Origin of the sequence: Caballeronia jiangsuensis (genome assembly GCF_046030135.1) — a bacterium.
Lineage (GTDB): Bacteria > Pseudomonadota > Gammaproteobacteria > Burkholderiales > Burkholderiaceae > Caballeronia > Caballeronia jiangsuensis.
In genome coordinates this window covers 45,481-67,874 of sequence record NZ_JAQQDB010000006.1, presented here as the reverse complement: position 1 = coordinate 67,874, position 22,394 = coordinate 45,481, and the positions used below count along the sequence as shown (strand labels likewise).

Below are 22,394 nucleotides of genomic sequence, written 5' to 3'. Positions count from 1 at the left end.
TATGCGACCCGGCTGGCAAAGAATGCCTGCCCGGTTCGCGATTGCAGTGGTGCCGTTGCTTCATACGATCGCGCGGCTGCGTAGCGCCTCGATATCGCCCGCACGCATCCCGCAGAGCGATGCGAGCACTTCGTCGGTGTGCTGACCGAGCGTCGGCGGCGGCGTGTCGTAGGTCATGGGCGACGCGGACATGCGGATCGGACTGGCCACGCTCGGCACACTGCCCGACAACGGATGCGCAATGTCCACCCGCATCTGCCGATGCTTCACCTGCGGATGCTCGAACGCCTGCGCGATCGTGTTGATCGGCCCGGCTGGCACGCTCTTCCGATTGAGCTGCACAGTCCACTCGTCCACCGTGCGCGTGAGCATGATCGCTTCGAGCAGGGGGATGAGCACATCGCGATGCGCCACACGTCCGGCGTTGGTCGCGAACCTCGGATCGGCCGCGAGATGCAGGCAGTCACCGGTCTCGCAGAACTTCGCGAACTGACTGTCGTTGCCGACGGCGATCACCATTTGCCCGTCCTTCGCGTCGAACACCTGATACGGCACGATGTTCGCGTGCGCATTGCCTTGCCGGCGCGGCGTCGTCCCGGAGACGAGGTAGTTCAAATTCATGTTCGCCATCGTCGCGACCTGAACGTCGAGTAACGCCATGTCGATGTATTGCCCTTCTCCCGTGTTCGCGCGCTGGGCGATGGCCGCGAGTATCGCGACCGTCGAATACATGCCGGTCATGATGTCCGCGAACGCGACGCCGACCTTCTGCGGCCCGCCACCTGGACAATCGTCGCGCTCGCCGGTGATGCTCATGAGACCGCCCATGCCTTGCACGATGAAGTCGTAGCCGGCCATCTCGGCGAGCGGTCCGGTCTGTCCGAAGCCCGTCACCGAGCAATAGACGAGGCGCGGGTTGAGTTCCCGAAGGTCCTCGTATGACAGACCATAGCGGGCCATATCGCCCACCTTGTAGTTCTCGATGAATACGTCGGACTGCGCAGCAAGCTGGCGGACGATCGCCTGACCCTCCGCATGCGCTATGTTCAGTGTCACGGACTTCTTGCCGCGATTGGCCGCAAGATAGTAGGCGGCTTCGCCCGTGGGTTGACCGTCGATGTCCTTCAAATATGGCGGCCCCCAGCCGCGCGTGTCGTCGCCGCTTCCGGGCCTTTCGATCTTGATGACTTCTGCTCCCAGATCCGCGAGCGTCTGACTCGCCCAGGGTCCGGCAAGCACGCGCGACAGATCCAGCACACGAACACCGGATAATGCTTTGGACATCTCTTGTCTCCTGCTTGAGTCGTGTTGATGCGGGCAGTCTTCAGGCATGCGCCCAGCCGGAGATCGCCTTGACCTCGAGAAACTCCTCGATACCCCACACGCCACCTTCACGCGCGCGACCCGATGCCTTGATCCCGCCGAAAGGCGATCCGGCTCCACGCGGCTTGCCGTTCATCTCGACCATGCCGGAACGCAGCCGCGCGGCGACGCGATTGCGCTTCTCGCCATCCGTGGATTGCACGTAATTGGCAAGGCCGTAGGGCGTGTCATTGGCAATGGCGATGGCTTCATCCTCGCTATCGAACGGGATGATCGAGAGCACGGGGCCGAAGATCTCCTCGCGGGCAATGGCCATCTGGTTATTCACGTCGGCGAAGACCGTCGGACGAACGAAGTAACCGGCCTCATGTCCGCCTGGTCGACCGGGCCCGCCTGCCACGAGTCGCGCGCCTTCGCCGATGCCCTTCTCGATCATCTCCTGGACTTTCATGAACTGCGCCTCGGACGCAAGCGGCCCCATGTGCCTGCCCGGCTGATGCGCCACGTCGACGGCCACGCTTTCCGCGATCTCGCGCGCTTCCTCGACCACGCGCTCGTAGATCGACCGCTCGACCAGCATGCGCGTCGGCGCGTTGCAGCTTTGTCCCGTGTTCTTGAAGCAATGGAGCACGCCGCGCTTCACCGCGCCTGCATCCGCATCCGCGAAGACGAGATTCGCGCCTTTGCCGCCGAGTTCCAGCGATACACGCTTGAGGGTCTGCGCCGCCGCGATCGAAATGGCGATGCCCGCGCGCGTCGAACCGGTGAAACTGATCATGTCCACATCCGGATGGGATGAGAGCCGTGCGCCCGCTTGCGCGCCATCGCCATTGACGAGGTTGAAGACACCGTTCGGGAAGCCCGCTTCATCGACGTATTCCGCGAAGAGCAGCGACGACAACGGCGCGATTTCCGATGGCTTGAGCACCGCGGTGCAGCCCGCGAGCAATGCGGGCACGACCTTCAGCGCGACCTGGTTCATCGGCCAGTTCCACGGCGTGATGAGGCCCGCTACGCCGATCGGTTCCATCAGGATGCGGTCATTGGGCGCGTGCGCTCCCAGCGGGCGTTCGAACCGAAAGTCGCGAAATGCGGTGATGAAGTTTTCGATGTGGAAAGCGCCTGCGCCGACGTGATCGTTCGCGGCAAGGTCGATGGGCGCACCCATTTCCAGGCTGATCAACTTGGCCATCTCGGGCGCGCGACGCTTGTAGATCGCAAGGAGCTTCTCCACGAGCGCGAGGCGCTCCTCTGGCGCGGTGCGCGACCAGTCGGCGAAGGCCCGGCGCGCAGCATCGACGGCACGATCGATGTCGGATTCATCGCCGGCCGAAATGATTGCGAAGGGCTGTCCGGTCGATGGATCGATCACGGAAAGCGTCCGTGCCGTTCGTGTTCCGTCCCAGCGTCCATCGATATAAAACTCTCTTTTTTCAAGCACGATTTCTCTCAGGCGGCAGATTGCAAAATCGATGCTTCCCGCACGAAACGCGCGCTCCTGATCGATGCGAAGGGGCGGGAAGTCCCATTGCCCGAACGGTAAGCTCGGTCATTGGACGTTGCAAATAGGGATAACCCGTTGTCTATAGGATAATGTTCGAGAGACGCGTCAGCCGGTCGTTTCACCGTGATCGAAGGGTTTGAGTCGGAGCAAAAAGAAACGCGGAAAACTGCCGTTCCGCGGAGAGCGGGCGGCGCGGGGGGCGGCCTTCTGTCAGGTGAAGGGCGAATGCGCACGCGGGCGTACCCTGAAGGGGGGCGGCATCGACCGCACCAGACAGCGTGATGCAAATGGTAGAGTTAACCGCGCCCGAGTGTGATTACCCACGTCACGCTGGCGCTTGACGAAGCCGGTCCGCGCCCTGGGTCTCTTCGTTTTTCCATAGGCCGCGGGCTCGCTCTGCGAATCAATCGACGATCTGAATCAAGGAAATAACCGCATTGCCCCCAACGAAAAGACGAGTTGCGCAGCCCTCGACGCCATCCAGGCAAGAATTGTCTGCCGGATCCGCCGACGGCGGCAGCGGGCGGCGGCGCATCCAGTCGGCGGACAAGGCGACGGAAATGCTTCTTGCGCTCGTCGCCGCTGGAAAGGCTGCGCCACTACGAGAGCTAGCGCGTGCGGCAGGTATGCCGAACAGCCTTGCGCATCGTTATCTCGCCAGTCTGACTGCAAGCGGTTTGGCGGTTCAGGACGAAGTCACCGGACTTTACGACCTGGGTCCTGCTGCGATTCGCATCGGCGCGTCCGCGCTCGGACGTCTCGATCCTTTGCGGCTTGCCGGCGAAGCCATGCCGCAACTGGTCGCCGAGACAGGTCTGCCTACCCTGCTCAATGTCCTTGGTGATCGTGGTCCAACCATCGTCCGTTGGGAGCGCAGTTTTGTTCCTTTCATTACGACGCTGTCTGTCGGATCGACATTCCAATTGACGAACTCGGCAACGGGGCGTGCGATGCTCGCCTTCATGCCGTCTCAGATAAGAGATCATCTGATCGAACTGGCTGTATCAAAGAATCACGAAAAGCCGCCGTCAGATCTGCTTGAGCGTCTGGCAACGGTTCGTCGACGAGGATATGACGAAGCGGAGTCGGTCCTCATCCCGGGCCTCGCCGCGATAAGCGCGCCAATTCTCGACGTGCAGGAAGAAGCAGTTGCCTGCCTGACCTTGATTGGCGCGAGCGTTGAAGTGTCGGCGATCAGAGACACGGCTATCGCGCGCCTAGTCGAAGCGAGTTCGCGCGTATCGCAGGCATGCGGAAGCCGGTTTTCGCTTGGAGGCGGTGGAGTCGTGGACCTTTGACCCGCGTTAGCCGGCGCCCAATTGTGACATCGATCGGAATCGCTCGACTTACTGTTACGGAAGAGCTTCGAATGGCGTGAGGACTGCACGAATGGTTCACGTGGGGCGGGACAGATCTCCTTCACCTCACGGTCCGCCATGTGAATAACGACGTCGACTGTTGTGATGGCGGTTTTGAGAATCACATCATAGTCGACCGTGCGCCCCACTCCTGAAGCCTTCACGTTGTTGCAGCGTTGTCCGCATGCGTCGAGAACATCCCTCCTGGATGCACAGTGTTTGCGCCGGTGGGGTAATCCCACGCGGCGTCGTCGCGAAGCTCCGTCAGGAAAATCACGCGTTCCTTAATGTGCCGTCAGCCACGCCGATCACATAGACGCCTGTCGAAAGACGCCTGAAGAGGTCAGCCATTCCGTTGGTCATAGCACTTCGTCCTCGGCGTCGGAAGAACTCGAGCAATCACTGAAGGCGGCCGTCGAAGCGTCGGCGCATGCCATGCCTCAGCGGGCAGCAATTCTCGCACCGACCTCCTTCAGAGACCGACCGTTACCGCTTCCTTTGACCACAAGAATTTCAACGCCCCGTCCGGTCGACGTTGTTGCTTCCGTCGGTAGCCGCAGGCGTTTTCGCGAAACTCGCTATGCTCGCGTCATATCTCGATCCTTTGCCGCCCAACGCAATCGTTGCGCGCCGAGCGCTATCGAGCAATGCCGCCAAGGCAGCATCGATGACCGCCGGGGCATCGAAACGGCCTTTGGGTCCAGAAAGGGTCAACGCGCCTTGTAACTCCCCGGTTGAATCGAACACGGGCACCGAAGCCGATGCTGTTTCCGGATCCCTCTCGCCGAACGAGACGGCCCATAGCCGTTCCCGGACCTCTTGCCAGCGCATATCCTCCGTCTCCGTGAAAGCGAGCAATACCTTGCCGGAAGCGCCTTTGTCGATCGCGAACTCCTCTCCGACGCGAATCGATACCCGCACGCTGCGGCTAGGTTCCACGCGATACAACACAAGGCGATGATCGCCCTGGCGCACGTAGAAACTTGCCGTCTCGCCAAGATCCCGGCTCAACTGTTGCAGCAAGGGTTCCACGACAGGCCCCACCTGAAACGACCGTTGATAGAGCGTCGCGAGCCGTAATGGCTGATGACCGATTGCATACTGCCCGTCACTCAGTTTTCGGATGAATCCGCCGTGCTCCAAAGCGCCGAGCAGCCTCAAAACCGTGCTTTTATAGAGCTCGGTCCGGCGTGACAGCTCGGTGAGCGTCAGCCGGTCGTCGGTCGGCCCGAACGCATTGAGTATGGCGAACGCCCGGTCCAGTACGGCAACGCCACCGGACACTTCACCTTTGCCAATCGGCCGACCTTCGTGCGGCGCCCCTTCTGTCATCTAAGCCTCCTCATCAAGGTTTCATAACTATACAGTTCTATCTAACAGAACTAAAGTTCTAAAAATTTGGGTTAACCCCTCTTTTAGGGCCCTCGGTACGCGCCTATAGTTCTCTCTAATGAAACCTAGGTCTATCTGACAGAACTAAGGAGCGAAATGAGCGCTACACGTCATCGAATATTGATTAGCGAAGTCGGGCCACGCGACGGCTTGCAGAGCATCAAAAGCGTCATGTCGACGCCGGCGAAACTCAGATGGATCTCCGCCCTGGCCGCAGCGGGGCTTAGGGAGATCGAAGTGGGCTCGTTTGTTCCCCCGAAGCTGTTGCCGCAAATGGCCGATATCCGCGAAGTCGTCGCTTACGCTTTGTCCATTCCAGACCTTCGTGTCGCCGTATTGGCGCCGAACTTGCGCGGCTCGCAGAGCGCGTTCGAAGCCGGCGTGCATAAAGTCACGTTGCCTGTATCGGTAACCGATGAACATGCGTTGGCCAATGTCCGCAAATCCACCGCGCAGTTGATCGAGGAGGTGCGCAACATCGTCGCGTTGCGCGATGAGCGCTTTCCCGGGATCGAAATTGAAGCGGGTGTATCGGTCGCATTCGGCTGCACGATCGCGGGCACCGTGACCGACGACCAGACCATGCGCATGTGCCTTGCGATGGCCGAGTGCGGAGTCGACGAGATCGGCCTATCCGATACGAGCGGTTACGCCAACCCCGCGCAGGTTCGTCGCCTGTTCCGCCGGTTGCAAGCTGAAGTCGGCGAGAAGGCAGGCGGCGCTCACTTTCACAACACGCGCGGTCAGGGTCTGGCGAACGTCGTCGCGGCACTCGATGCAGGCGTCACCACGATCGATTCGAGCCAGGCGGGCCTCGGCGGCTGTCCCTACGCGCCCGGGGCAACGGGAAACATCGTCACCGAGGATCTCGCGTTTCTGCTCGAGGCAATGGGTTACGACACGGGCGTTGACATCGACAGCCTCATTGCGGCGCGGGCGATTCTCGCGCAGGCGCTTCCGGGCGAAGCACTCTACGGACACGTACAAGACGCAGGTTTGCCGAAGGGCTTCCTGTATGCAGATGGGCGCGCACCCAGTGCGCCCCAACCGGAAGGCTGTTTGTTGGGAGCGGCGCAATGAGCGAAGCGGAATCGAATCAATCCTTGCCGTACAGCGGCGTGCGCGTCGTGGAAATGACGCACATGGTGATGGGGCCGACGTGCGGCATGGTGCTGGCGGACCTCGGCGCGGAAGTCATCAAGGTCGAGCCGATCACCGGTGACAGCACCCGCAATCTGCGGGGCTCCGGAGCGGGTTTCTTCAGCACGTTCAACCGGAACAAGAAAAGCATCGCCGTCGATCTGAAAGACCCGCGAGGTGTGGAGATCGTGCACAAGCTTCTCGCAGGCGCCGATATCTTCAGCGAGAACTTCAAGAGCGGTACGGTGGACAAGCTGGGGCTCGGCTATGCGGCCCTGTCCAGACTCAATCCTCGTCTGATCTACGTTTCGCACAAAGGCTTCTTGCCCGGTCCCTACGATCATCGCACCGCGCTCGATGAAGTCGTGCAGATGATGGGCGGTCTCGCGTACATGACCGGTCCCGACGGGCGACCCTTGCGGGCAGGCACGAGCGTCAACGACATCATGGGCGGCATGTTTGGCGCTATCGGCGCAATGGCGGCGCTGGCGCAACGCGAGCGTACCGGCTGCGGGCAAGAGGTGCAGAGTGCCCTGTTCGAGAACAACGTGTTCCTCGTCGCGCAGCACATGATGCAGTATGCCGTCACCGGAAAGGCCGCCGCGCCGATGCCGAGCCGCATTTCGGCCTGGGCGGTCTATGACGTCTTCTCGGTCAAGGACGGCGAACAGATCTTCCTGGCAGTCGTCTCTGATACGCAATGGGCGCTCTTCTGCGACGCCTTCGGCCTCGACGACTTGAAGGCCGATGAGCGCATCGCCACCAACAACCAGCGCGTACAGGCCCGCGACTGGCTGATGCCGCGGCTTCGCGCGCATATGGAGGCGTTCACCGCAGCCGAGATCAGCGCCATCTTCGAACGCTGCGGACTGCCGTACGCACCGATTACGAAGCCGCAGGATCTATTCGACGATCCGCATCTGCTCGCAACAAACGGGCTCGCCAACGTCACCTTGCCATCCGACGCAAGCGGCGCGGGCCAGCCGGTATCGACGAAAACGGCATTGCTGCCGTTGACCCTCGGCGGCGAGCGCCTGCAACTTCGCGCAGGTCCACCTTCGCTGGGTCAGGACACGCAGGCGCTGCTTATGGAGCTGGGTTACTCGCCGGAAGACCTCAGGCAATTGGCGGATGCCGGCGTCGTGAAGTATCAGGCGACCCATTCTCGCGATACGTCCAGTCCCTCCGCCAACGAACTGGCGAGCGCCTGAGCAAAACAGCACAAAAAGGAGCACCGCTTCGCGCATGCCGGCATGAAGGCGCGCGTTCGGTGCTTCTTCCGGAGACGAATCATGACATCCCTATCTTCGAATATCGCGGCCGAAACCGCCGTCGACATCACGCTCGAGCAGCAAGCCGTCAAAAAGGCGGCGTGGCGTTTCATCCCGCTTCTTGCGCTCGCTTACTTCTTCAATTATCTCGATCGCACCAGTGTCGGCTTCGCGGCCCTCACGATGAACCGCGACCTCGGCCTGACCGCGACACAGTTTGGCTGGGGCGCGGGCATCATGTTCGCGGGCTATTGTCTTTGCGAAGTGCCGAGCAATCTCGCGATGTATCGCTTCGGCGCTCGACGATGGCTTGCGCGCATCATGATCACGTGGGGTTTCTTCGCTGCCGCGACGGCGCTCGCGGTCGGACCCAAGAGCTTCTACGTGATTCGCCTTCTGCTGGGCATCGGCGAAGCGGGCTTCTTTCCGGGCGTCATCTTCTTTCTCGCGGTGTGGTTCCCGGCCAGTTATCGCACGCGGGTGCTGGCCTGGTTCACCGTCTCGACGCCGCTTTCTTCGTTGGTGGGCGGGCCGTTGTCCGCGTGGCTTCTCAAGCTGGACGGCTTGCTCGGACTCGCCGGATGGAAATGGATGTTCATCGTCGAGGGCCTGCCGGCTTGCATTCTCGGCTTCTTCGTACTGAAAATGCTTGCGGACAGACCCGCCGATGCAAAGTGGCTCTCACCAGAAGAACGCCAGGCCCTGCAAAGCGCCTTCGATCGCGAAGGCAATGCGAGCCAGAAGAATAAGGATTTCGGCGCAGCGCTCAAGGATGTGCGGATGTACATCCTCGCGATGATTTCCTTCGGCTTCACGATGGGCTCCTACGGCATCGGCATCTGGCTGCCGCAGATGCTCAAAGCGCATGGCATGAGCGTGACGCAAACGGGCTGGGTATCGGCTGTGCCCTACTTCTTCGCGACCATCGCGCTTTTGTGGTGGGCAAAACGCGTCGATCGGCGCGGCGGCCATATCGCTAACCTTGCGGCGGGCCTCTTCATCGGTGCGGTTGCGCTTGGCATCTCGACCTATTTCGAGCAACTGGTGCCTGCGTTGACGGGCATTACGTTGGCGTTGATCGGAACCATCGCGGGTCGCACGATCTTCTACACGCTGCCCGCACGGTTCCTGTCCGGTCAGGCCGCTGCCGGCGGGCTGGCGCTGATCAACTCTATCGGCGCGCTGGGCGGCTTCGCCGGTCCGTATCTCGTCGGCTATCTGAAGGACAGTTTCGGCACCTTCACCGCGGGCATGGTCGGTCTTGCCGTCGTACTCGTGATCACGACGTTGCTGACGCTTTCCCTATACGCATTCAACAAGGGGAAGTGAAGATGCCATCTCCTCATTCGATTCGCCGGCGCCACTTGCTTGGCGCGGCCGCCGCATCCGTCCTGATGCCTGCGCTCGGCGTGCGCAACGCTTTTGCCAAAGAGGAAACACGGAGTATGAGTACTAGCGGCAATTACCTGCCCGTTCGGGCCGAGTGGCTCGCATCCGGAACGGAAGCGGCGCTCGAACCGGACATGCCGATCATCGACGCGCATCATCATTTTTATGAACGCCCGGGCTGGACGTATTTGCTCGACGAGTATCTGGAGGATGCGCGGTCTGGACACAACATCACTGCGTCTGTCTTCATGCAGGCATTGACACGGTACCGCACCACGGGCCCGGAACCACTGCGGCCGGTTGGCGAAGTCGAGTATGTCGCGCAAGTCACCGCGCCGATGCAGAAAGAAAAGCCGCAGATAGCAAAGGGCATTGTCGGATACGCGGATCTCCGGCGTGGCGCCGCGGTACGAGACGTACTCGAGGCGGAACTGGAGGCAGGCGATGGCCGCTTGCGCGGTGTACGGCACCTCGTAACCTGGGATGCCGACGCCACGCTTGTGAACCCACTGTCGGCCGTTCCTCCTGGACTCTTGCTCGACACCGACTATCGGGCAGGGGTTGCTCAACTGAGATCATTGGGACTCTCCTACGATGCATGGTTGTTCTTCCCCCAGCTTCCCGAGTTATTCGATTTGGCCAAGGCAAATCCCGACACGCCGTTCATCGTCAATCACTGCGGGGGGGTGGTGAGAATCGCCAGCTACGCGGATCAGCGCAAGGAAGTGTTCGACACATGGTCACGTTCGATGCGCAAGCTCGCGCAGTTACCGAACGTTTATGTGAAGGTGGGCGGACTCGGAATGCGGATCAATGGCTTCGACTTCGAAAGAGGTGAGCGACCACCCTCTTCGATTGAACTGGTCGAAGCCTGGAAGCCGTGGATGCTGACCTGCATCGAAACGTTCGGCGCGGATCGTTGCATGTTCGAAAGCAACTTCCCGGTCGACAAAGGATCCTATCCATTCAGCAACGGCTGGAATGCTTTCAAGCGAATGACGAGACAGGCAAGCACGGAAGACCGACAGGCGCTGTTTCGAGGCACGGTTTCAAGGGTCTATCGCCTGAGCTGAGTCGCAGACGCAGACGCAGGCAGCATCGACGTTGCTCAGTCATGCCAATCTTTGCAGCTTATCGCGTGCCACCTTCGTCAGGCACTTCAATCGGACGTTTGGTCGTTCCGCGCTTGATATGCTGACCTGGCGTCAAGCTCAGGGGTTAGTTGGCATGCGATTCAGTGGATTGACGCAGATCGCGGGCGCGTCCGTCCCTTCCGGGTGCACAGTTCAGGGTTTAACGGTGGTTCGAAGTGCCGCGTGGCGTGTATCTCGCAAGTCGAGTCCGTTTCAATCCAGGCGTGGAAAAAACTCCCATAGCCGTTTGAGTTGCTCGGGCTGCTCCTCCGGTATGAAATGACCGCTACCCTGGACGAAGCCGCCCGACACCTTTTCTAAGTAAGCCCGCCAGATGTCTAAAACATCCGCATTCTTGAGATAGTCGAAGGTCTACTCACCATAGAGCACGTGTAAGGGCATACTTATCGTTCTGCGCAGTCGACTTGGTCCTGTTCCTGACCGCCGGGAAACGATGCGAGTCGATGAAAGTCTCGATCAAACCGCTTTCCTCCTTATTATTCAATTCCCGCTTCCAGCTCCGTATCCACCGGCGTGACGAAGCGGGCGGAAGAAAGCCCGAATCTCCTCTACGAGCAGTTCCGGTTGTTCCAGTGCCGCGAAATGTCCGCCACGTGGCATCGAACTCCATCGCTGTACTTCGAAAACCCGTTCGATCCAGGAACGAGGAGGCATCGGCAACTCGCGCGGAAATACCGCCACGCCCAACGGAGTCGCCACTCGTTCCGACGGGCCGAAAGCCAGCGGGCGGAGGCGATTTTCCTTGTAAATTCGAAAAGACGCGTCGAGCGTGTGGCCGAACCAGTAGATCGAAATATCGGTCAGTAGTTGATCCATCGTGAAGACGCTTTCGATGTCGCCGTTGCAATCGCTCCAGGTCCGGAACTTCTCTGCAATCCAGGCTGCAAGGCCAACAGGAGAATCGGTCATCGCGTATGACAGGGTTTGGGGCTTGGTGCTTTGGACCGACGCATACGCACCTTCTGCACTCGACCAAGTTGCGACGGCGTCGAGATAGGCTCGCTCCTCTTCGGTCAGCGCATGCACGCTGTCGCTCACGGTCGGCCGAAAGCTCGCAGGGATGTAGTTGACATGCGCGCCGATCATCCGTGCGGGGAAACGGCGCGCAAGCCACATCGAAACTCCGGCGCCAATGTCTCCTCCCTGAGCCCCGAAGCGGTCGTAGCCGAGTTCAGTCATGAGTTCGAGCCACATCCCGGCGACGCCATGGGAGCCGCTTCCGGGAGTCCGCAAAGCTGCAGAAAAGCCGAAGCCAGGTAATGACGGAACGACGACATGAAACGCGTCAGCCGAATCGCCGCCATATGATGCGGGGTCTGTCAGAAGCGGGAGAACGCGCTCCATCTCAACGAACGAGCCAGGCCAACCGTGAGTCAGCACGAGCGGCATCGGCTCTGGACCTTTGCCTTTCTGATGGACGAAATGAATATCGCATCCGTCGATGGTTGCCTGAAAATTCGGCAACTCATTGAGCCGCGCCTCCTGCGCACGCCAGTCGAACCGACTTTGCCAATAGTCCGTCAATCGCCGTACGAATGCCAAGCTCGCGCCATCATCCCACTGCTGCGCGTCGAGACACGCGGGAAAGCGAGTGTTCCGCAGGCGTTGCAGGAGATCTTCTATCTGGCTGTCATGCACATTTATGCTCAGAGACCGTGCGTACATTCCTGTGCTCCATTCGACGGAAAAGGCGACCAGTCGACCAGAACTCGTCGAGTGCGGCCGTTGGCTTGCTACTTCGATTCGACCTCGCGACGAAATGCTGCAGGAGTCGCGACAAGCGATCATCGGACAGCCGCTTAATGCGGGTGGGCGATGCGTTATCCGCCTTCCACCCGATGGTTCTCGCAAAACCGTACAGGACATCAATACCAGCATCACATACGATTCTCTTCGTCCCCACAAGTCATTCCCGCGTTGGCTGAACATGGACGTCCGACAAGATGCCCATTAGTAACGACACTTGCCCCCGAGCCGACCTTGAAGGCATGCAGCCGATGAACCACGCTCACCCTCGTCATCCATCTTACGAATTCGGCTTGGCCAGCGAGACCACGCTAACGCCTGAGAGACTCAACAACGCTGAAGGTGGCAAGAGAAGCTTCGCCTCTCGTATTCCAGCGCCCATGACGATCACCTTCCGCTCCAGCACAGCCGTATCCACCAGTATTCGCCAGCCGACGGGCAGACCGAACGCCGTGATACCACCGTACTCCATTCCAGATGCGCTAACGGCGTCCTCGCGAGAAGCGAACGATACGCGGCTTGCTTCTAGCGCTCTCCGGGCAGCGCCATTGATGTCGATTCGTTTGTCCGCGAGCGCAACTATCGCGGCCAGGTGCGCAGCGCCATTCTTCTTGAAGCGCACGATGATGGTGTTAGCATTGTCTTCAACCGGAATATTGTAACGAGTCATGCATGCGTCGGTATCCGATGCATCGTCGGGCACGTTGAACACAACCACGTCGAGATCAGCAATCGAATTGCCGACCCGTTCGGGTAACCGAGCGACGCGTTCGCTCTCTGGAACGAGATTTAGTTTGGAAAGATAGTCGGCGGTTAGCATGAACCATGCACATGAGAGAAAAACTGGAATTGCTGCGAGGCCAAAACGCGGCTCGTCAGATCGTCGCTGAAAACCGGCATTGCGATAAATACCGTTACTGCCCAATCCCGCAGAGAGCATGCGCCGCCTCGGTCGCAGTGACACAAATCGCAAAAGCGACGCACCAGCTCTTGGACAGTTCATGTATCGAAACGTGGTACGACATCCAATCCAGCGAGCCTCGCGAGTTCGCCGCTGTTCACAAGCGACTGTGCATGGCCCAGCGCGCCAGAGAACTCCCAGTCCGTGGCCATCGAAGGCACGCGCTCGCGCACGGCGGAACGCAGCAATTCGAGCGTCGCGCAAGAGCGCAACGCACCGTGACAATCCATCGCTTCCGTTGCGGCGAGAAGCTCGATTGCGACGATCGCATCTGCGTTGCGCGCCATATCCAGAAGACGGCGCGCACCGTGCGTAGCCATCGACACATGATCTTCCTGATTGCCCACCGTCGGAACGCTCTCGACCGACGCGGGATGCGAACGTTGACGGTTTTCCGCTACGAGCGCAGCCGCCGTGATCTGCAGGCTCATGAATCCAGACGTCAGTCCGCTGGTGCCCGTCAGAAATGGCGGCAAACCACTCATCGATCCATCAAGCAGGAATGCGATACGCCGCTCGGCCATGCCGCCGGTTTCCGCCGCGACGTTTGCAAGCGCATCGGCGACGAACGCGACAGGTTCTGCATGGAAGTTGCCACCCGAGATGACGTCACCGTTATCGACAAGGATCAGTGGGTTGTCCGACGCGCTGCGTGCCTCGGTTTCAAGCATCGCGCAGGCGAAGCGAAACACTTCATGGCATGCGCCCATCACCTGAGGAATGCAGCGCAAGCTGTAGGGATCCTGCAAGCGCCCCTTAGTGCGTTGCAACTCGCGGAACTCACTTTCCTTAAGCAAATCGCGCAAAGCAGCGGCGACCTCGACCTGCCCGCGATGCGGCTTGAGCGCGTGAATGCGGGGATCGAGAGGCGCGGTCGACCCAAGCGCGCCTTCGAAGGTCAGCGCAGCAACGGCCAGTGACGATTGCACAACGCGCCAGATTTCGAACAGTCCAGCAAGGCACAAGGCCGTGGATACTTGGGTGCCATTCAGCATCGCGAGTCCTTCCTTCGGACCGAATCGGACAGGATTCAGTCCAGCGCGCGACCATGCGTCCGCGCCGCTCAGCAGTTCGCCGTTGAACGTCGCGCGGCCTCGGCCGATCATCACCGCCGAGAGATGGGCGAGTGGCGCAAGATCTCCGGAAGCACCGACCGAACCCTGCCCAGGTATCATCGGCAACACACCTCGCATCAGCATCTGTTCGAGCAGCGCGACGACTTCGCCGCGTACACCGGATGCGCCCAACGACAGCGCCGCCAGCTTGAGCGCGATAACGAGGCGCACGACACCCTCCGGCAGTGGATCGCCCACGCCGACCGTATGCGAAAGCACGAGATTCTCCTGCAACGTATGCAGGTCGGCTGCATCAATCCGTCGGTTCGACAACTTGCCGAAGCCGGTATTCACCCCATACACCGCGTCGCCCTTCGCAATCATTTCGTCAATAATCGCCGCCGAGCGCATGATGTTGATGCGGGCCGCATCACCGAGTAACGCGGTTGCGCCTTGAGCGTAAACGGCGTACCAGTCCGCAAGCGTGTTCGCGCCTGGCACGATATCGATGTTCATCTGAACTCCTGTTCTATAGCGGCGAGAATCAATTCAACGTCGGTGAGTCTATGTGCGCAACATGGTGAAGTTCGCGCCTGCTTCATGACGAAGACATCGGCCTTTTAGCGAAATCTTTAAGATGATGGATGTTCCTGCACTAGCGCGCCAATTATTATTTCGTCGCCTTTGATAACGCACGCTTATTAATGACGCGCGTTTGATGAGGGCCGGACGCACCGTCTCGCTCTCGCATCGCTCGAATAAACTTCTCGACGGCGACCTCGCCACGGTCACGCCGATAAACCAGATACGTTTGAAGCGTCGACAACGACGCGTCGCTGATCGGCACGACATTCACGCCGGGTGTCGCGATGCCCGCGTAAGCGCTAGGCACGAGCGCTACGCCGTCGCCAAGCGCTACTCGCGCGAGCAGATTAGTGAAAGAAATCTCATGACCCACGATGCGAGCCGGCCGGCCGCGCCGCCTGATGATGGCAATAAGACTGTCGTACACTTCAGGATGACGGTCGCGCGGCACCGTGTAGAAGGGTTGATCGGCGAGATCGCCGATCGACAGCATCGGCTCTTTCGCGAGCGGATGGTCGCTCGGCAATGCTACTCCCATCTCGATGCGCGATCGAAGTTTTACGTTGTGGAGTTGATCGTCGCGCTTGGGTAGTGTGGTGACAAGAACGTCGACGAGCGACGCATCGAGCAACTCATACAAACGATCCGCCCGCTCGACGGTCGGGGATATTCGAATCAGCGGATGTGCGTGACGAAAGGCCCTGATACATGCAGGCACGGTGCTATGAATGATCGCAGATGAAAGTCCAATCAGCAGGTGACCGCCCAAACCATCGGCCATCGCGTGCGCATCGGCATGCATGCGATCCGCTAGCGCGAGCATTTGCGATGCCTGCCGAAGCAGTGTCGTTCCCGCTTCGGTGAGCGACACAGCGCGCTTACTGCGCCGAAGTAACTGGACGCCTAGTTGCTCTTCGAGCCGGGCAATGTGTTGCGTGACACCGGGCTGCGTGGAGTGAAGTGCCTCGGCGGCACGGCCAAAATGCAGCAGATCACCCACGACCACGAACGTCTTCAATAGCTTCAAGTCGAGCATCCTGCCTCCCTGTCCTTTGCTCCGCCTAGTCGCTTTGGACCTCGTCCAAGACCGATTCCGGTGCTCAAGCGAATTTGCTTCCGATGACGGTCATAAACACTCATTCGGCTGCCGCGTGCAGATACAGCGGGAGCACGATCAAGCCTTCTTGCCCCTGCGTGAAACGGAGCGCTGGCTTGCATCCTTTGGCAAGGTCTGACGATTGCCGAGGAGCGCGATTAGTTGCGTCTCGCATGCGGAACACGAGTATGCGCGCCGCTGCGAGATCATGAACCTGAGTGGACGCATGTGCCAGGCGCGCCGATGCAGTTCAACGAGCATTCCGTGCACGAGGTCGTCCGCGACCAGATGATGCGGCATGTGCCCCTAAGCAAAAGCCTCCCCTCAGCAGATCGTGCTTCGCGCCGAGGTCATTCACTAGCCACTGGCGTTCGCTTGCGACCCCGTGCTGCGTCTTCTCTGCGTCGGGCTGATTGTCGGTTAGGACAAGCTGGATGTGTCGACCAAACTCCTCTCGCGGAATCGGCCCCGCGATCGCGGCGAGCGGATGCGATGGCGCACAGACGGTCACCATTCGCGCTTCGCATAGATGCAGCAGCCTCTCGATCGCACTTGGGTCGAGTTCGGGCACATCCGCGATCGTCACAGACAATGCACAGGTGCCATCGGGAATCAGACGCTCGCCGCCCTGCATCGTCGTCATGCGCAAATTGATCGCAGCCGTCGGAGCGTCCGCCTGCAGCGTGCGCGAGCATTCGATCAGGGGCGCACGCTGCCGTAAGTGTCGCTTTGCGAGTATTGCGCTCGAACAGCGCTACATCGAAGACACTTTCGAGCGCGGCGATCGCGTGACTGATCGCCGACTGTGCACGCCTGAGCTCACGCGCCGCCCCGGAAAAGCTTCCTGCGTCACACACGGCTACGAAAGCCCGAGCGGCGAAAAGCCGTATGCCGGCCCGTTCGCAGTTGCACGCCAGGTTCTGCGCCTGCAACAGCGAGGCCGCATCGCGAATCACGCGCGGCGTCTGCGCATGCGTCGGGATGATGTGGCTCACGACCGCGAGTTGCTGGCGCGGACCGCGCACCGCGCGGCCGCGGGCATCGAGCGCGCTGAACGCTTGCGGGCTGGTGTACTCGTTCATCAGATGCAGATCTGCGTACAGCAGCACGTTGTGTTCGTCGATACGCGCTACGGTGTGCGAATGACCAGCTTCCGGTAAAGGGTCTGGTCTGACATGACTTACTCGCTGAGAAAAGGCAGCACGCGCTCGAGCAGCCGCTCCGGCGCTTCTTCGGGGATGTAGTGGCCGCAAGGCAACGCCTTGCCCTGCACGTTTGGCGCATACGCCCGCCATTCGGCAATCGGATCGAAGCACTGTTCGATCACGCCCTGCGCGCCCCACAACGCCATGAACGGACAGCCGATGCGCTGCTCTGAAGCGAGCGTCGCGCGGTCGTGTTCGAGGTCGATGGTCACGCTCGCGCGATAGTCCTCGCAGATGCCGTGCGCCGTATCGGGATCGGAGAGACAACGCAGATATTCCGCGTAGGCCGCCGGCGTGAACGGCGCGAGACCGGCACTGCGCGCGCCGATGGTCTGCTTGAGATAGAGATCGGGGTCCGCGCGGATCAGCGTCTCCGGAAACGGCGCCGGGCGTACCAGCATGAACCAGTGCCAGTAGGCGCGCGCGAAGGCGAACGAGGTCTGCTCGTACATCGCGAGCGTCGGTGCGACATCGAGCGTCACGAGGCGCGTCACCGCATCCGGGTGATCGAGCGCCATGCGCGCCGCGACACGCCCGCCCCGATCGTGGCCCATCACCGCGAAGCTCTCATGGCCGAGGCCGCGCATCAGTTCGATCTGATCGAGCGCCATGCGGCGCTTCGCGTAGTTCGCGTGGTCGGCGGCGCCCGCCGGCTTGCCGCTGTCGCCGTAGCCGCGCAGGTCCGCGGCGATCACCGTGAAATGTTCTGCGAGCGCCGGCGCCACCTTGTGCCAGATCGCGTGCGTCTGCGGATGCCCGTGCAATAGCAAAAGCGCAGGGCCGCGCCCGCCCTGAATCGCGTGAATGCGTATGCCGTCGACGGTCGTCGACACGTTCCTGAAGCCTTCGAACATGGTTGTCTCCTGATCGTGATTCGAGTCTAATTGATGAATTCCGCGATTGGGTTTCCTGAAAAGCATTCCGGAAGTAACTTCAGGGAACGAATCAGCGAAAGCATATGGAGCATGGAGATGGATGGCTTTTCTGACCTGAACCTGTTCGCGCTCGTGGCGCGGCACCGGAATCTGGCGGCGGCCGCGCGCGAACTCGGTGTGACGCCGCCCGCGGTCAGCAAGCGGCTGGCGCAACTTGAACGGCGCCTCGGCGTGCGCCTGATGAACCGCACGACGCGGCGTCTGAGTCTCACGCCGGAGGGCGAGCTGTATCTGTCGAACGGCTCGCGCATTCTCGACGAGTTGTCGGAACTGGAGCATCTCGTCACGCAAAGCCGTGGCGAGCCGACCGGCCTGCTACGCGTGAACGCGTCGTTCGGTTTCGGGCGTGCGCGCATCGCGCCCGCGGTTTCGGAATTCGTCGCACGCTATCCCGCGATGAAAATCCTGCTGCATCTGACGGACCGGCCGGTGAGTCTTCAGGACGAGGGATTCGATGTCGGCATCCGCTTCGGCGAGGTGCCGGATGCGCGCATCAACGCGCGGCTACTGCTGGAGAACAGGCGCCTCGTGTGCGCGTCGCCGGACTACGTGGCGCGGCACGGCAAGCCTTCGGTGCCGCACGATCTGACGCGGCACGCGTGCATCGTTTTGCGCGAGAACGAGTCGGCCTACGGCACATGGCATTTCGCGCGCGGCAAGCGCACGGAAACTGTCAAGGTCGATGGAGCGTTGTCCAGCAACGACGGCAGCATCGTGCTTCACTGGGCGCTCGAAGGTCGCGGGATCGTCGTGCGATCGCAGTGGGAGATCGAGGGCCATCTCGCGCGCGGCGAACTCGTGCCGTTGCTCGCGGACTGGGCATTGCCGGATGCCAATATCCACGCGATCTATCTGGAGCGCAATCAGCTTTCGGTCAAGCTCAGGACCTTCGTCGACTTTCTCGGCGAGTTTGTGCGCAGACTGAGCGGCACTGAATGGACACGCAGTCGATGAACGCTCCTTAGATAGGTTTCGAAGTGCGTTCCAAGAGGCAGATTTCAGCGGTCAAAGAGACATTCGGACGTCGCTCGGAGGCTGACATTGAATGACGCTTAATGGCCGAGCGGCGACTTCCTCGAAGCCCTTCACTTTCGGGCGATCTTCGGGGACATCAAGTACGGTTACCGGCCTGCGCTCAGTTCCTCCTGCCGAAGCACTCGCGCATCTTCCTCAAGACGTGTCGCTTCGAGTTCCTGCAGCACGCCGTCGAGGTCCACAGGTCGCGTGTCGGCTTCGATGCGACCGGTCAGTTCGGCCTCGACATGTAGCCGCCCTGCCTCGAAAAGCGCCCAGATCTCCGTCCCATAACTCGCGGTGAGTATTTGCGGTGCAAACCGTCCGAAGTACGCGGCCAGGTTGTCGACGTCTCGCTTGAGCATAGAGGCAGCTTCGTTGTTTCCGGCTGCGTCGACGGCCTGCGGCAGATCAATGATCACCGGCCCGTCTGCTGCCAGGAGGATGTTGTATTCCGACAGGTCGCCGTGAATTACGCCCGCGCAGAGCATGCGGACAACCTGGTTCAGCAGCAACGCGTGCAGTTCGAGGGCGCGGGCTTCGGTCAGCTCGACGTCGTTGAGCCGTGGTGCGACGTCACCCACCTCGTCGATCACCAACTCCATCAGCAACACGCCGCCGGTACAAATATAGGGTTGCGGCACGCGCACACCTGCGTTGGCGAGCCGGAACAGCGCGTCCACTTCAGCGTTCTGCCATGACGCTTCCTGCATCTGACGACCGTAGCGCGTACCTTTTTCCATCGCCCGCAACTGCCGGCTGTTCTTGACCTTGCGACCGTCCCGATACGACGCTGCTTGCCGAAAACTGCGCTGCTTCGCGTCCTTGTAGACCTTGGCGCAACGCGTCGATTCGCCGCAGCGCACGACATAGACTGTCGCCTCCTTGCCGCTCATCAACTGGCCGATGACTTCGTCGATAAATCCTTCTTCGAGAAGCGGTGCAAGCCGTTTGGGCATTTTCATACGATCGTCGCCCGCGGTTCGTGAAACGTGCATTCCACGCGCGTGGGTCGTGAATGGCCCGCTGAGGTATGCGAGACCAACAAACCGATGAATCGAGAAGCCGTTGCCGGCGGCCGTAAGCTTTCTACGTGGGAGATGGGTGGAGTCATGCCGGATTATACGGGTGGTCGAGGACGAGCAGGCGAATATCTCCCGGCGACTGCGTGGATGCATTGCGCCGCCTCCAGACAGCTCCCGGCTTGGCACGACAGGCAGCACGCGACCCGCTTCTGCAGGTCGAGCCCGTGCATTATCTAAGGCTGGTATGGGAGCGATGCAGGCGTTCGCAAAGAGACCTGGCCACTAGGCGAATCGGCTTGGCTAACACAGGACGGCAACATTACTCCAATGATGGTGCGTTCGGTGTAGATTAACGTCAAATCGCCTTAACACCGCGCCGACGCACGCCCCGTGGACTTCTCAGGTTGGAAACGGCGACGACGCCCACCCGGTGTCGAGATTCACTTAGCTTTGAACTTTGTTTAACAACCGTGAACTCCACGAGACGTCGCAGGCACTCACGCGAAGACTGAAGACAGTGCGGGGCGAAACCTACAGTGATGGTGCGCTTCCACAATAGGTCGAACACTCTGACTAAATATTCATACTTTGGCGTCGGACGGGTTGTAGTATGCACCGCGTCGCCCCATGCAACTTGCTAGAAGCTTTATTCGTAACCGGCATCCATTTCATAGATGACCGAAACTCCGCAACTTTAGTATCAAATGGGAGGAAGACATGATCCAGTTCCACGGACAGTTCACAGCATTGCAGCGAACGCTGATCGCTGCTGCGTTGTCCATCTCCGTCTTAGCCGAGACTGCCACGGCGCAAACAGGCGATCAAAAAGAAAGCATAGCTAAGACGACAGCGGGCAACTGGCAGTCAGGACTACACAGAACGGACCTTGTCGCACATGATTTGACCGGGACGAACCAACAAGTCATCCAGGTACTGGTTGACTTCGATGCAGGCGTCGCAGCGCCGAAGCACTCACACCCGGGCGTCGAAGTTGCCTATGTCATTAAGGGGACCATTGAATACACGGTGGAGGGACAGAAACCACGAGTTCTGAAGGCCGGCGAATCTCTCTACATACCGCCCGGGCTTCCACATGTCGCTAAAAACATCGGTAAAGACGTTAGTTCCGAGCTCGCGACCTACATCGTGGAAAAGGGGAAGCCGCTGGTCAAGCCAGAGAAATGAAGCAGTCAACGTGCCAGAACTCGCATTGCCGTGACCGCTATGAGCGCCGAACATCATCTTCGGAAGAACATTCGTAGTTGATGTTTCTTGATTTCGGACTGGCCATCCTGCCGACCCCAACGGACTTTGGAGCAAAACCATGCATCTCGTCAAAATGGCGAGGATGGTTCTTTGGAACTTCTTCGGAATACGCAAAACCTCAGCTCACGAAGAAGACGTTTCAACCACTGACTTCCGAAACCTTCGAGTTGTTGCGATCCTCATTGCAGCGGTCATGGCCATGGCAATCATCTGGCTTATTCATCTGGTTTCGAATGGCACATCGATGCAGATGCAGGGTTTATAGAAGAAGCGTGCGCGTCGTCACGACCGCTGGGTGCCGAGATGAGCGTGTTTGATGCAGCGATTGAGTCGCACGCTATGGCTCAACCGATGTAGAACAAGGATAAAGTGTTGGCCTTGCGCGAAGATCCGCTTCAATGCATCACCCAAGCATTCTTGCATGTAATCTCCGTGCGAAAAAAGAATACAACATCCTCCAGTCCCCGCGACCATTTGACTTCGATTCGCCGAGACAAACACGAAGGATGCTGCGGAGGCTGAAAGATCATGGACGCAGGCTCTAGCGACGGAGCGGTTTGGCTAGCGATACTGGCTCGGCTTGGCGGAAGTATGGCTACCTTGCATCGACGCAGCAACCAGCGCTTCCGCTCGCGCGACAATCCGCCCACATCTGATGTGAATCTGGCACGTCGACATTCCCACGCGCGCGCAACGCTGACGGCGACAATACAGATTCTCGACATGACGGGACAATCGGTTTTCCTGTCTTGGCACGACTCCACCGCTTGTCACTATGACTATCAAAGGTGGACTCGAACAAAGGCACGGAAAGGAGGCACCTGTGCACTAAGTGGCGCTCAGATTATGAGAGGAACTTACGTCTATAGACCGTCACAGGTGCCTCGTCCCGTCAACTCCGAATCCATGATTCTCGCGAGCGCAGTCGAAGCGCTGATACGGGAGGGGTTTTCGTGCATCGTATGACGGCGTCGT

18 protein-coding genes and 2 pseudogenes are annotated in these 22,394 nt (G+C 60.0%); 9 read left to right on the top strand and 11 right to left on the bottom strand.

Annotated features, from left to right (window positions below):
* Nucleotides 1–60: 60 nt before the first annotated feature.
* Complete coding sequence (locus PQR08_RS08180; RefSeq protein ID WP_250485885.1) at nucleotides 61–1,284, bottom strand: CaiB/BaiF CoA transferase family protein; 1,224 nt, start codon at nucleotides 1,282–1,284, stop codon at nucleotides 61–63.
* A gap of 40 nt (nucleotides 1,285–1,324) precedes the next feature.
* Nucleotides 1,325–2,764 carry an aldehyde dehydrogenase family protein gene (locus tag PQR08_RS08175; protein ID WP_250485884.1) on the bottom strand — a complete coding sequence of 480 codons (1,440 nt, stop codon included), beginning with the start codon at nucleotides 2,762–2,764 and terminating at the stop codon, nucleotides 1,325–1,327.
* Between the two features lie 554 nt (nucleotides 2,765–3,318).
* On the opposite strand from PQR08_RS08175, the gene PQR08_RS08170 reads away from it, so the two are divergent.
* The gene (locus PQR08_RS08170; RefSeq protein ID WP_250485883.1) at nucleotides 3,319–4,125 is read left to right on the top strand and encodes an IclR family transcriptional regulator; all 807 of its coding nucleotides are present in this window, start codon (nucleotides 3,319–3,321) and stop codon (nucleotides 4,123–4,125) included.
* 573 nt (nucleotides 4,126–4,698) lie between these two features.
* Here the strand turns inward: PQR08_RS08170 and PQR08_RS08165 are convergent.
* Nucleotides 4,699–5,517: an IclR family transcriptional regulator gene (locus PQR08_RS08165; protein WP_250485882.1), complete on the bottom strand. Its 819-nt coding sequence runs from the start codon at nucleotides 5,515–5,517 to the stop codon at nucleotides 4,699–4,701.
* 156 nt (nucleotides 5,518–5,673) lie between these two features.
* On the opposite strand from PQR08_RS08165, the gene PQR08_RS08160 reads away from it, so the two are divergent.
* The 4 genes from PQR08_RS08160 (at nucleotide 5,674) to PQR08_RS08145 (ending at nucleotide 10,450) form a co-directional block, all read left to right on the top strand.
* Entirely contained in the window at nucleotides 5,674–6,657 is a 984-nt protein-coding gene (locus tag PQR08_RS08160; protein WP_250485881.1) for a hydroxymethylglutaryl-CoA lyase, read from the top strand.
* Nucleotides 6,654–7,928, top strand: a complete 1,275-nt coding sequence (locus PQR08_RS08155) for a CaiB/BaiF CoA transferase family protein (RefSeq protein ID WP_250485880.1) — start codon at nucleotides 6,654–6,656, stop codon at nucleotides 7,926–7,928. The genes PQR08_RS08160 and PQR08_RS08155 overlap by 4 nt, the downstream gene beginning before the upstream one ends.
* 81 nt (nucleotides 7,929–8,009) lie before the next feature.
* Complete coding sequence (locus PQR08_RS08150) at nucleotides 8,010–9,317, top strand: MFS transporter (RefSeq protein WP_250485879.1); 1,308 nt, start codon at nucleotides 8,010–8,012, stop codon at nucleotides 9,315–9,317.
* Nucleotides 9,318–9,319: 2 nt separating this feature from the next.
* Nucleotides 9,320–10,450 carry an amidohydrolase family protein gene (locus PQR08_RS08145; protein WP_250485878.1) on the top strand — a complete coding sequence of 377 codons (1,131 nt, stop codon included), beginning with the start codon at nucleotides 9,320–9,322 and terminating at the stop codon, nucleotides 10,448–10,450.
* 561 nt (nucleotides 10,451–11,011) lie between these two features.
* Here the strand turns inward: PQR08_RS08145 and PQR08_RS08140 are convergent.
* From PQR08_RS08140 to PQR08_RS08110, 7 genes and pseudogenes are all read right to left on the bottom strand, one after another.
* Nucleotides 11,012–12,196: an epoxide hydrolase family protein gene (locus PQR08_RS08140; RefSeq protein ID WP_250485877.1), complete on the bottom strand. Its 1,185-nt coding sequence runs from the start codon at nucleotides 12,194–12,196 to the stop codon at nucleotides 11,012–11,014.
* Nucleotides 12,197–12,557: 361 nt separating this feature from the next.
* Nucleotides 12,558–13,097: a YbaK/EbsC family protein gene (locus PQR08_RS08135; protein WP_250485947.1), complete on the bottom strand. Its 540-nt coding sequence runs from the start codon at nucleotides 13,095–13,097 to the stop codon at nucleotides 12,558–12,560.
* A 179-nt stretch (nucleotides 13,098–13,276) separates the two neighbouring features.
* On the bottom strand, nucleotides 13,277–14,809 hold the full coding sequence (gene hutH, locus PQR08_RS08130; protein ID WP_250485876.1) for a histidine ammonia-lyase: 1,533 nt from the start codon (nucleotides 14,807–14,809) through the stop codon (nucleotides 13,277–13,279).
* A 154-nt stretch (nucleotides 14,810–14,963) separates the two neighbouring features.
* Nucleotides 14,964–15,914, bottom strand: a complete 951-nt coding sequence (locus tag PQR08_RS08125; protein ID WP_238294671.1) for a LysR family transcriptional regulator — start codon at nucleotides 15,912–15,914, stop codon at nucleotides 14,964–14,966.
* 138 nt (nucleotides 15,915–16,052) lie between these two features.
* Nucleotides 16,053–16,864 (bottom strand): annotated as a pseudogene (locus PQR08_RS08120) (LysR family transcriptional regulator).
* Nucleotides 16,847–17,151 (bottom strand): annotated as a pseudogene (locus PQR08_RS08115) (aconitase family protein); the annotation flags it as partial. The pseudogenes PQR08_RS08115 and PQR08_RS08120, both read right to left, overlap by 18 nt.
* 3 nt (nucleotides 17,152–17,154) lie before the next feature.
* Nucleotides 17,155–18,033 carry an alpha/beta fold hydrolase gene (locus PQR08_RS08110; protein ID WP_250485875.1) on the bottom strand — a complete coding sequence of 293 codons (879 nt, stop codon included), beginning with the start codon at nucleotides 18,031–18,033 and terminating at the stop codon, nucleotides 17,155–17,157.
* A 117-nt stretch (nucleotides 18,034–18,150) separates the two neighbouring features.
* On the opposite strand from PQR08_RS08110, the gene PQR08_RS08105 reads away from it, so the two are divergent.
* Nucleotides 18,151–19,068 carry a LysR family transcriptional regulator gene (locus PQR08_RS08105; protein ID WP_250485874.1) on the top strand — a complete coding sequence of 306 codons (918 nt, stop codon included), beginning with the start codon at nucleotides 18,151–18,153 and terminating at the stop codon, nucleotides 19,066–19,068.
* A gap of 167 nt (nucleotides 19,069–19,235) precedes the next feature.
* Here PQR08_RS08105 and PQR08_RS08100 read toward each other — a convergent pair whose 3' ends face one another.
* Nucleotides 19,236–20,093 carry a PA4780 family RIO1-like protein kinase gene (locus tag PQR08_RS08100; RefSeq protein WP_250485873.1) on the bottom strand — a complete coding sequence of 286 codons (858 nt, stop codon included), beginning with the start codon at nucleotides 20,091–20,093 and terminating at the stop codon, nucleotides 19,236–19,238.
* Between the two features lie 777 nt (nucleotides 20,094–20,870).
* Between PQR08_RS08100 and PQR08_RS08095 the strand changes: the two genes are divergently transcribed.
* The 3 genes from PQR08_RS08095 to PQR08_RS08085 all read left to right on the top strand — a co-directional run bounded on the left by PQR08_RS08095 (nucleotide 20,871) and on the right by PQR08_RS08085 (nucleotide 22,385).
* Nucleotides 20,871–21,338, top strand: a complete 468-nt coding sequence (locus PQR08_RS08095; protein WP_250485872.1) for a cupin domain-containing protein — start codon at nucleotides 20,871–20,873, stop codon at nucleotides 21,336–21,338.
* Between the two features lie 139 nt (nucleotides 21,339–21,477).
* A complete protein-coding gene (locus tag PQR08_RS08090; RefSeq protein WP_250485871.1) occupies nucleotides 21,478–21,684 on the top strand; it encodes a DUF2970 domain-containing protein in 207 nt (68 codons plus the stop codon).
* Nucleotides 21,685–21,947: 263 nt separating this feature from the next.
* On the top strand, nucleotides 21,948–22,385 hold the full coding sequence (locus PQR08_RS08085) for a DUF3331 domain-containing protein (RefSeq protein WP_408161246.1): 438 nt from the start codon (nucleotides 21,948–21,950) through the stop codon (nucleotides 22,383–22,385).
* Nucleotides 22,386–22,394 lie beyond the last annotated feature (9 nt).

What these genes read in the sequence shown, in the direction of transcription:
- PQR08_RS08095 (WP_250485872.1), top strand. Translation starts at nt 20,871, where the DNA reads ATGATCCAGTTCCACGGACAGTTCACAGCATTGCAGCGAACGCTGATC.
- PQR08_RS08105 (WP_250485874.1), top strand. Translation starts at nt 18,151, where the DNA reads ATGGATGGCTTTTCTGACCTGAACCTGTTCGCGCTCGTGGCGCGGCAC.
- PQR08_RS08090 (WP_250485871.1), top strand. Translation starts at nt 21,478, where the DNA reads ATGCATCTCGTCAAAATGGCGAGGATGGTTCTTTGGAACTTCTTCGGA.
- PQR08_RS08145 (WP_250485878.1), top strand. Translation starts at nt 9,320, where the DNA reads ATGCCATCTCCTCATTCGATTCGCCGGCGCCACTTGCTTGGCGCGGCC.
- PQR08_RS08150 (WP_250485879.1), top strand. Translation starts at nt 8,010, where the DNA reads ATGACATCCCTATCTTCGAATATCGCGGCCGAAACCGCCGTCGACATC.
- PQR08_RS08110 (WP_250485875.1), bottom strand. Translation starts at nt 18,033, where the DNA reads ATGTTCGAAGGCTTCAGGAACGTGTCGACGACCGTCGACGGCATACGC.
- PQR08_RS08125 (WP_238294671.1), bottom strand. Translation starts at nt 15,914, where the DNA reads ATGCTCGACTTGAAGCTATTGAAGACGTTCGTGGTCGTGGGTGATCTG.
- PQR08_RS08100 (WP_250485873.1), bottom strand. Translation starts at nt 20,093, where the DNA reads ATGAAAATGCCCAAACGGCTTGCACCGCTTCTCGAAGAAGGATTTATC.
- PQR08_RS08180 (WP_250485885.1), bottom strand. Translation starts at nt 1,284, where the DNA reads ATGTCCAAAGCATTATCCGGTGTTCGTGTGCTGGATCTGTCGCGCGTG.
- PQR08_RS08140 (WP_250485877.1), bottom strand. Translation starts at nt 12,196, where the DNA reads ATGTACGCACGGTCTCTGAGCATAAATGTGCATGACAGCCAGATAGAA.
- PQR08_RS08155 (WP_250485880.1), top strand. Translation starts at nt 6,654, where the DNA reads ATGAGCGAAGCGGAATCGAATCAATCCTTGCCGTACAGCGGCGTGCGC.
- PQR08_RS08160 (WP_250485881.1), top strand. Translation starts at nt 5,674, where the DNA reads ATGAGCGCTACACGTCATCGAATATTGATTAGCGAAGTCGGGCCACGC.
- PQR08_RS08135 (WP_250485947.1), bottom strand. Translation starts at nt 13,097, where the DNA reads ATGCTAACCGCCGACTATCTTTCCAAACTAAATCTCGTTCCAGAGAGC.
- PQR08_RS08085 (WP_408161246.1), top strand. Translation starts at nt 21,948, where the DNA reads ATGGACGCAGGCTCTAGCGACGGAGCGGTTTGGCTAGCGATACTGGCT.
- PQR08_RS08165 (WP_250485882.1), bottom strand. Translation starts at nt 5,517, where the DNA reads ATGACAGAAGGGGCGCCGCACGAAGGTCGGCCGATTGGCAAAGGTGAA.
- hutH (WP_250485876.1), bottom strand. Translation starts at nt 14,809, where the DNA reads ATGAACATCGATATCGTGCCAGGCGCGAACACGCTTGCGGACTGGTAC.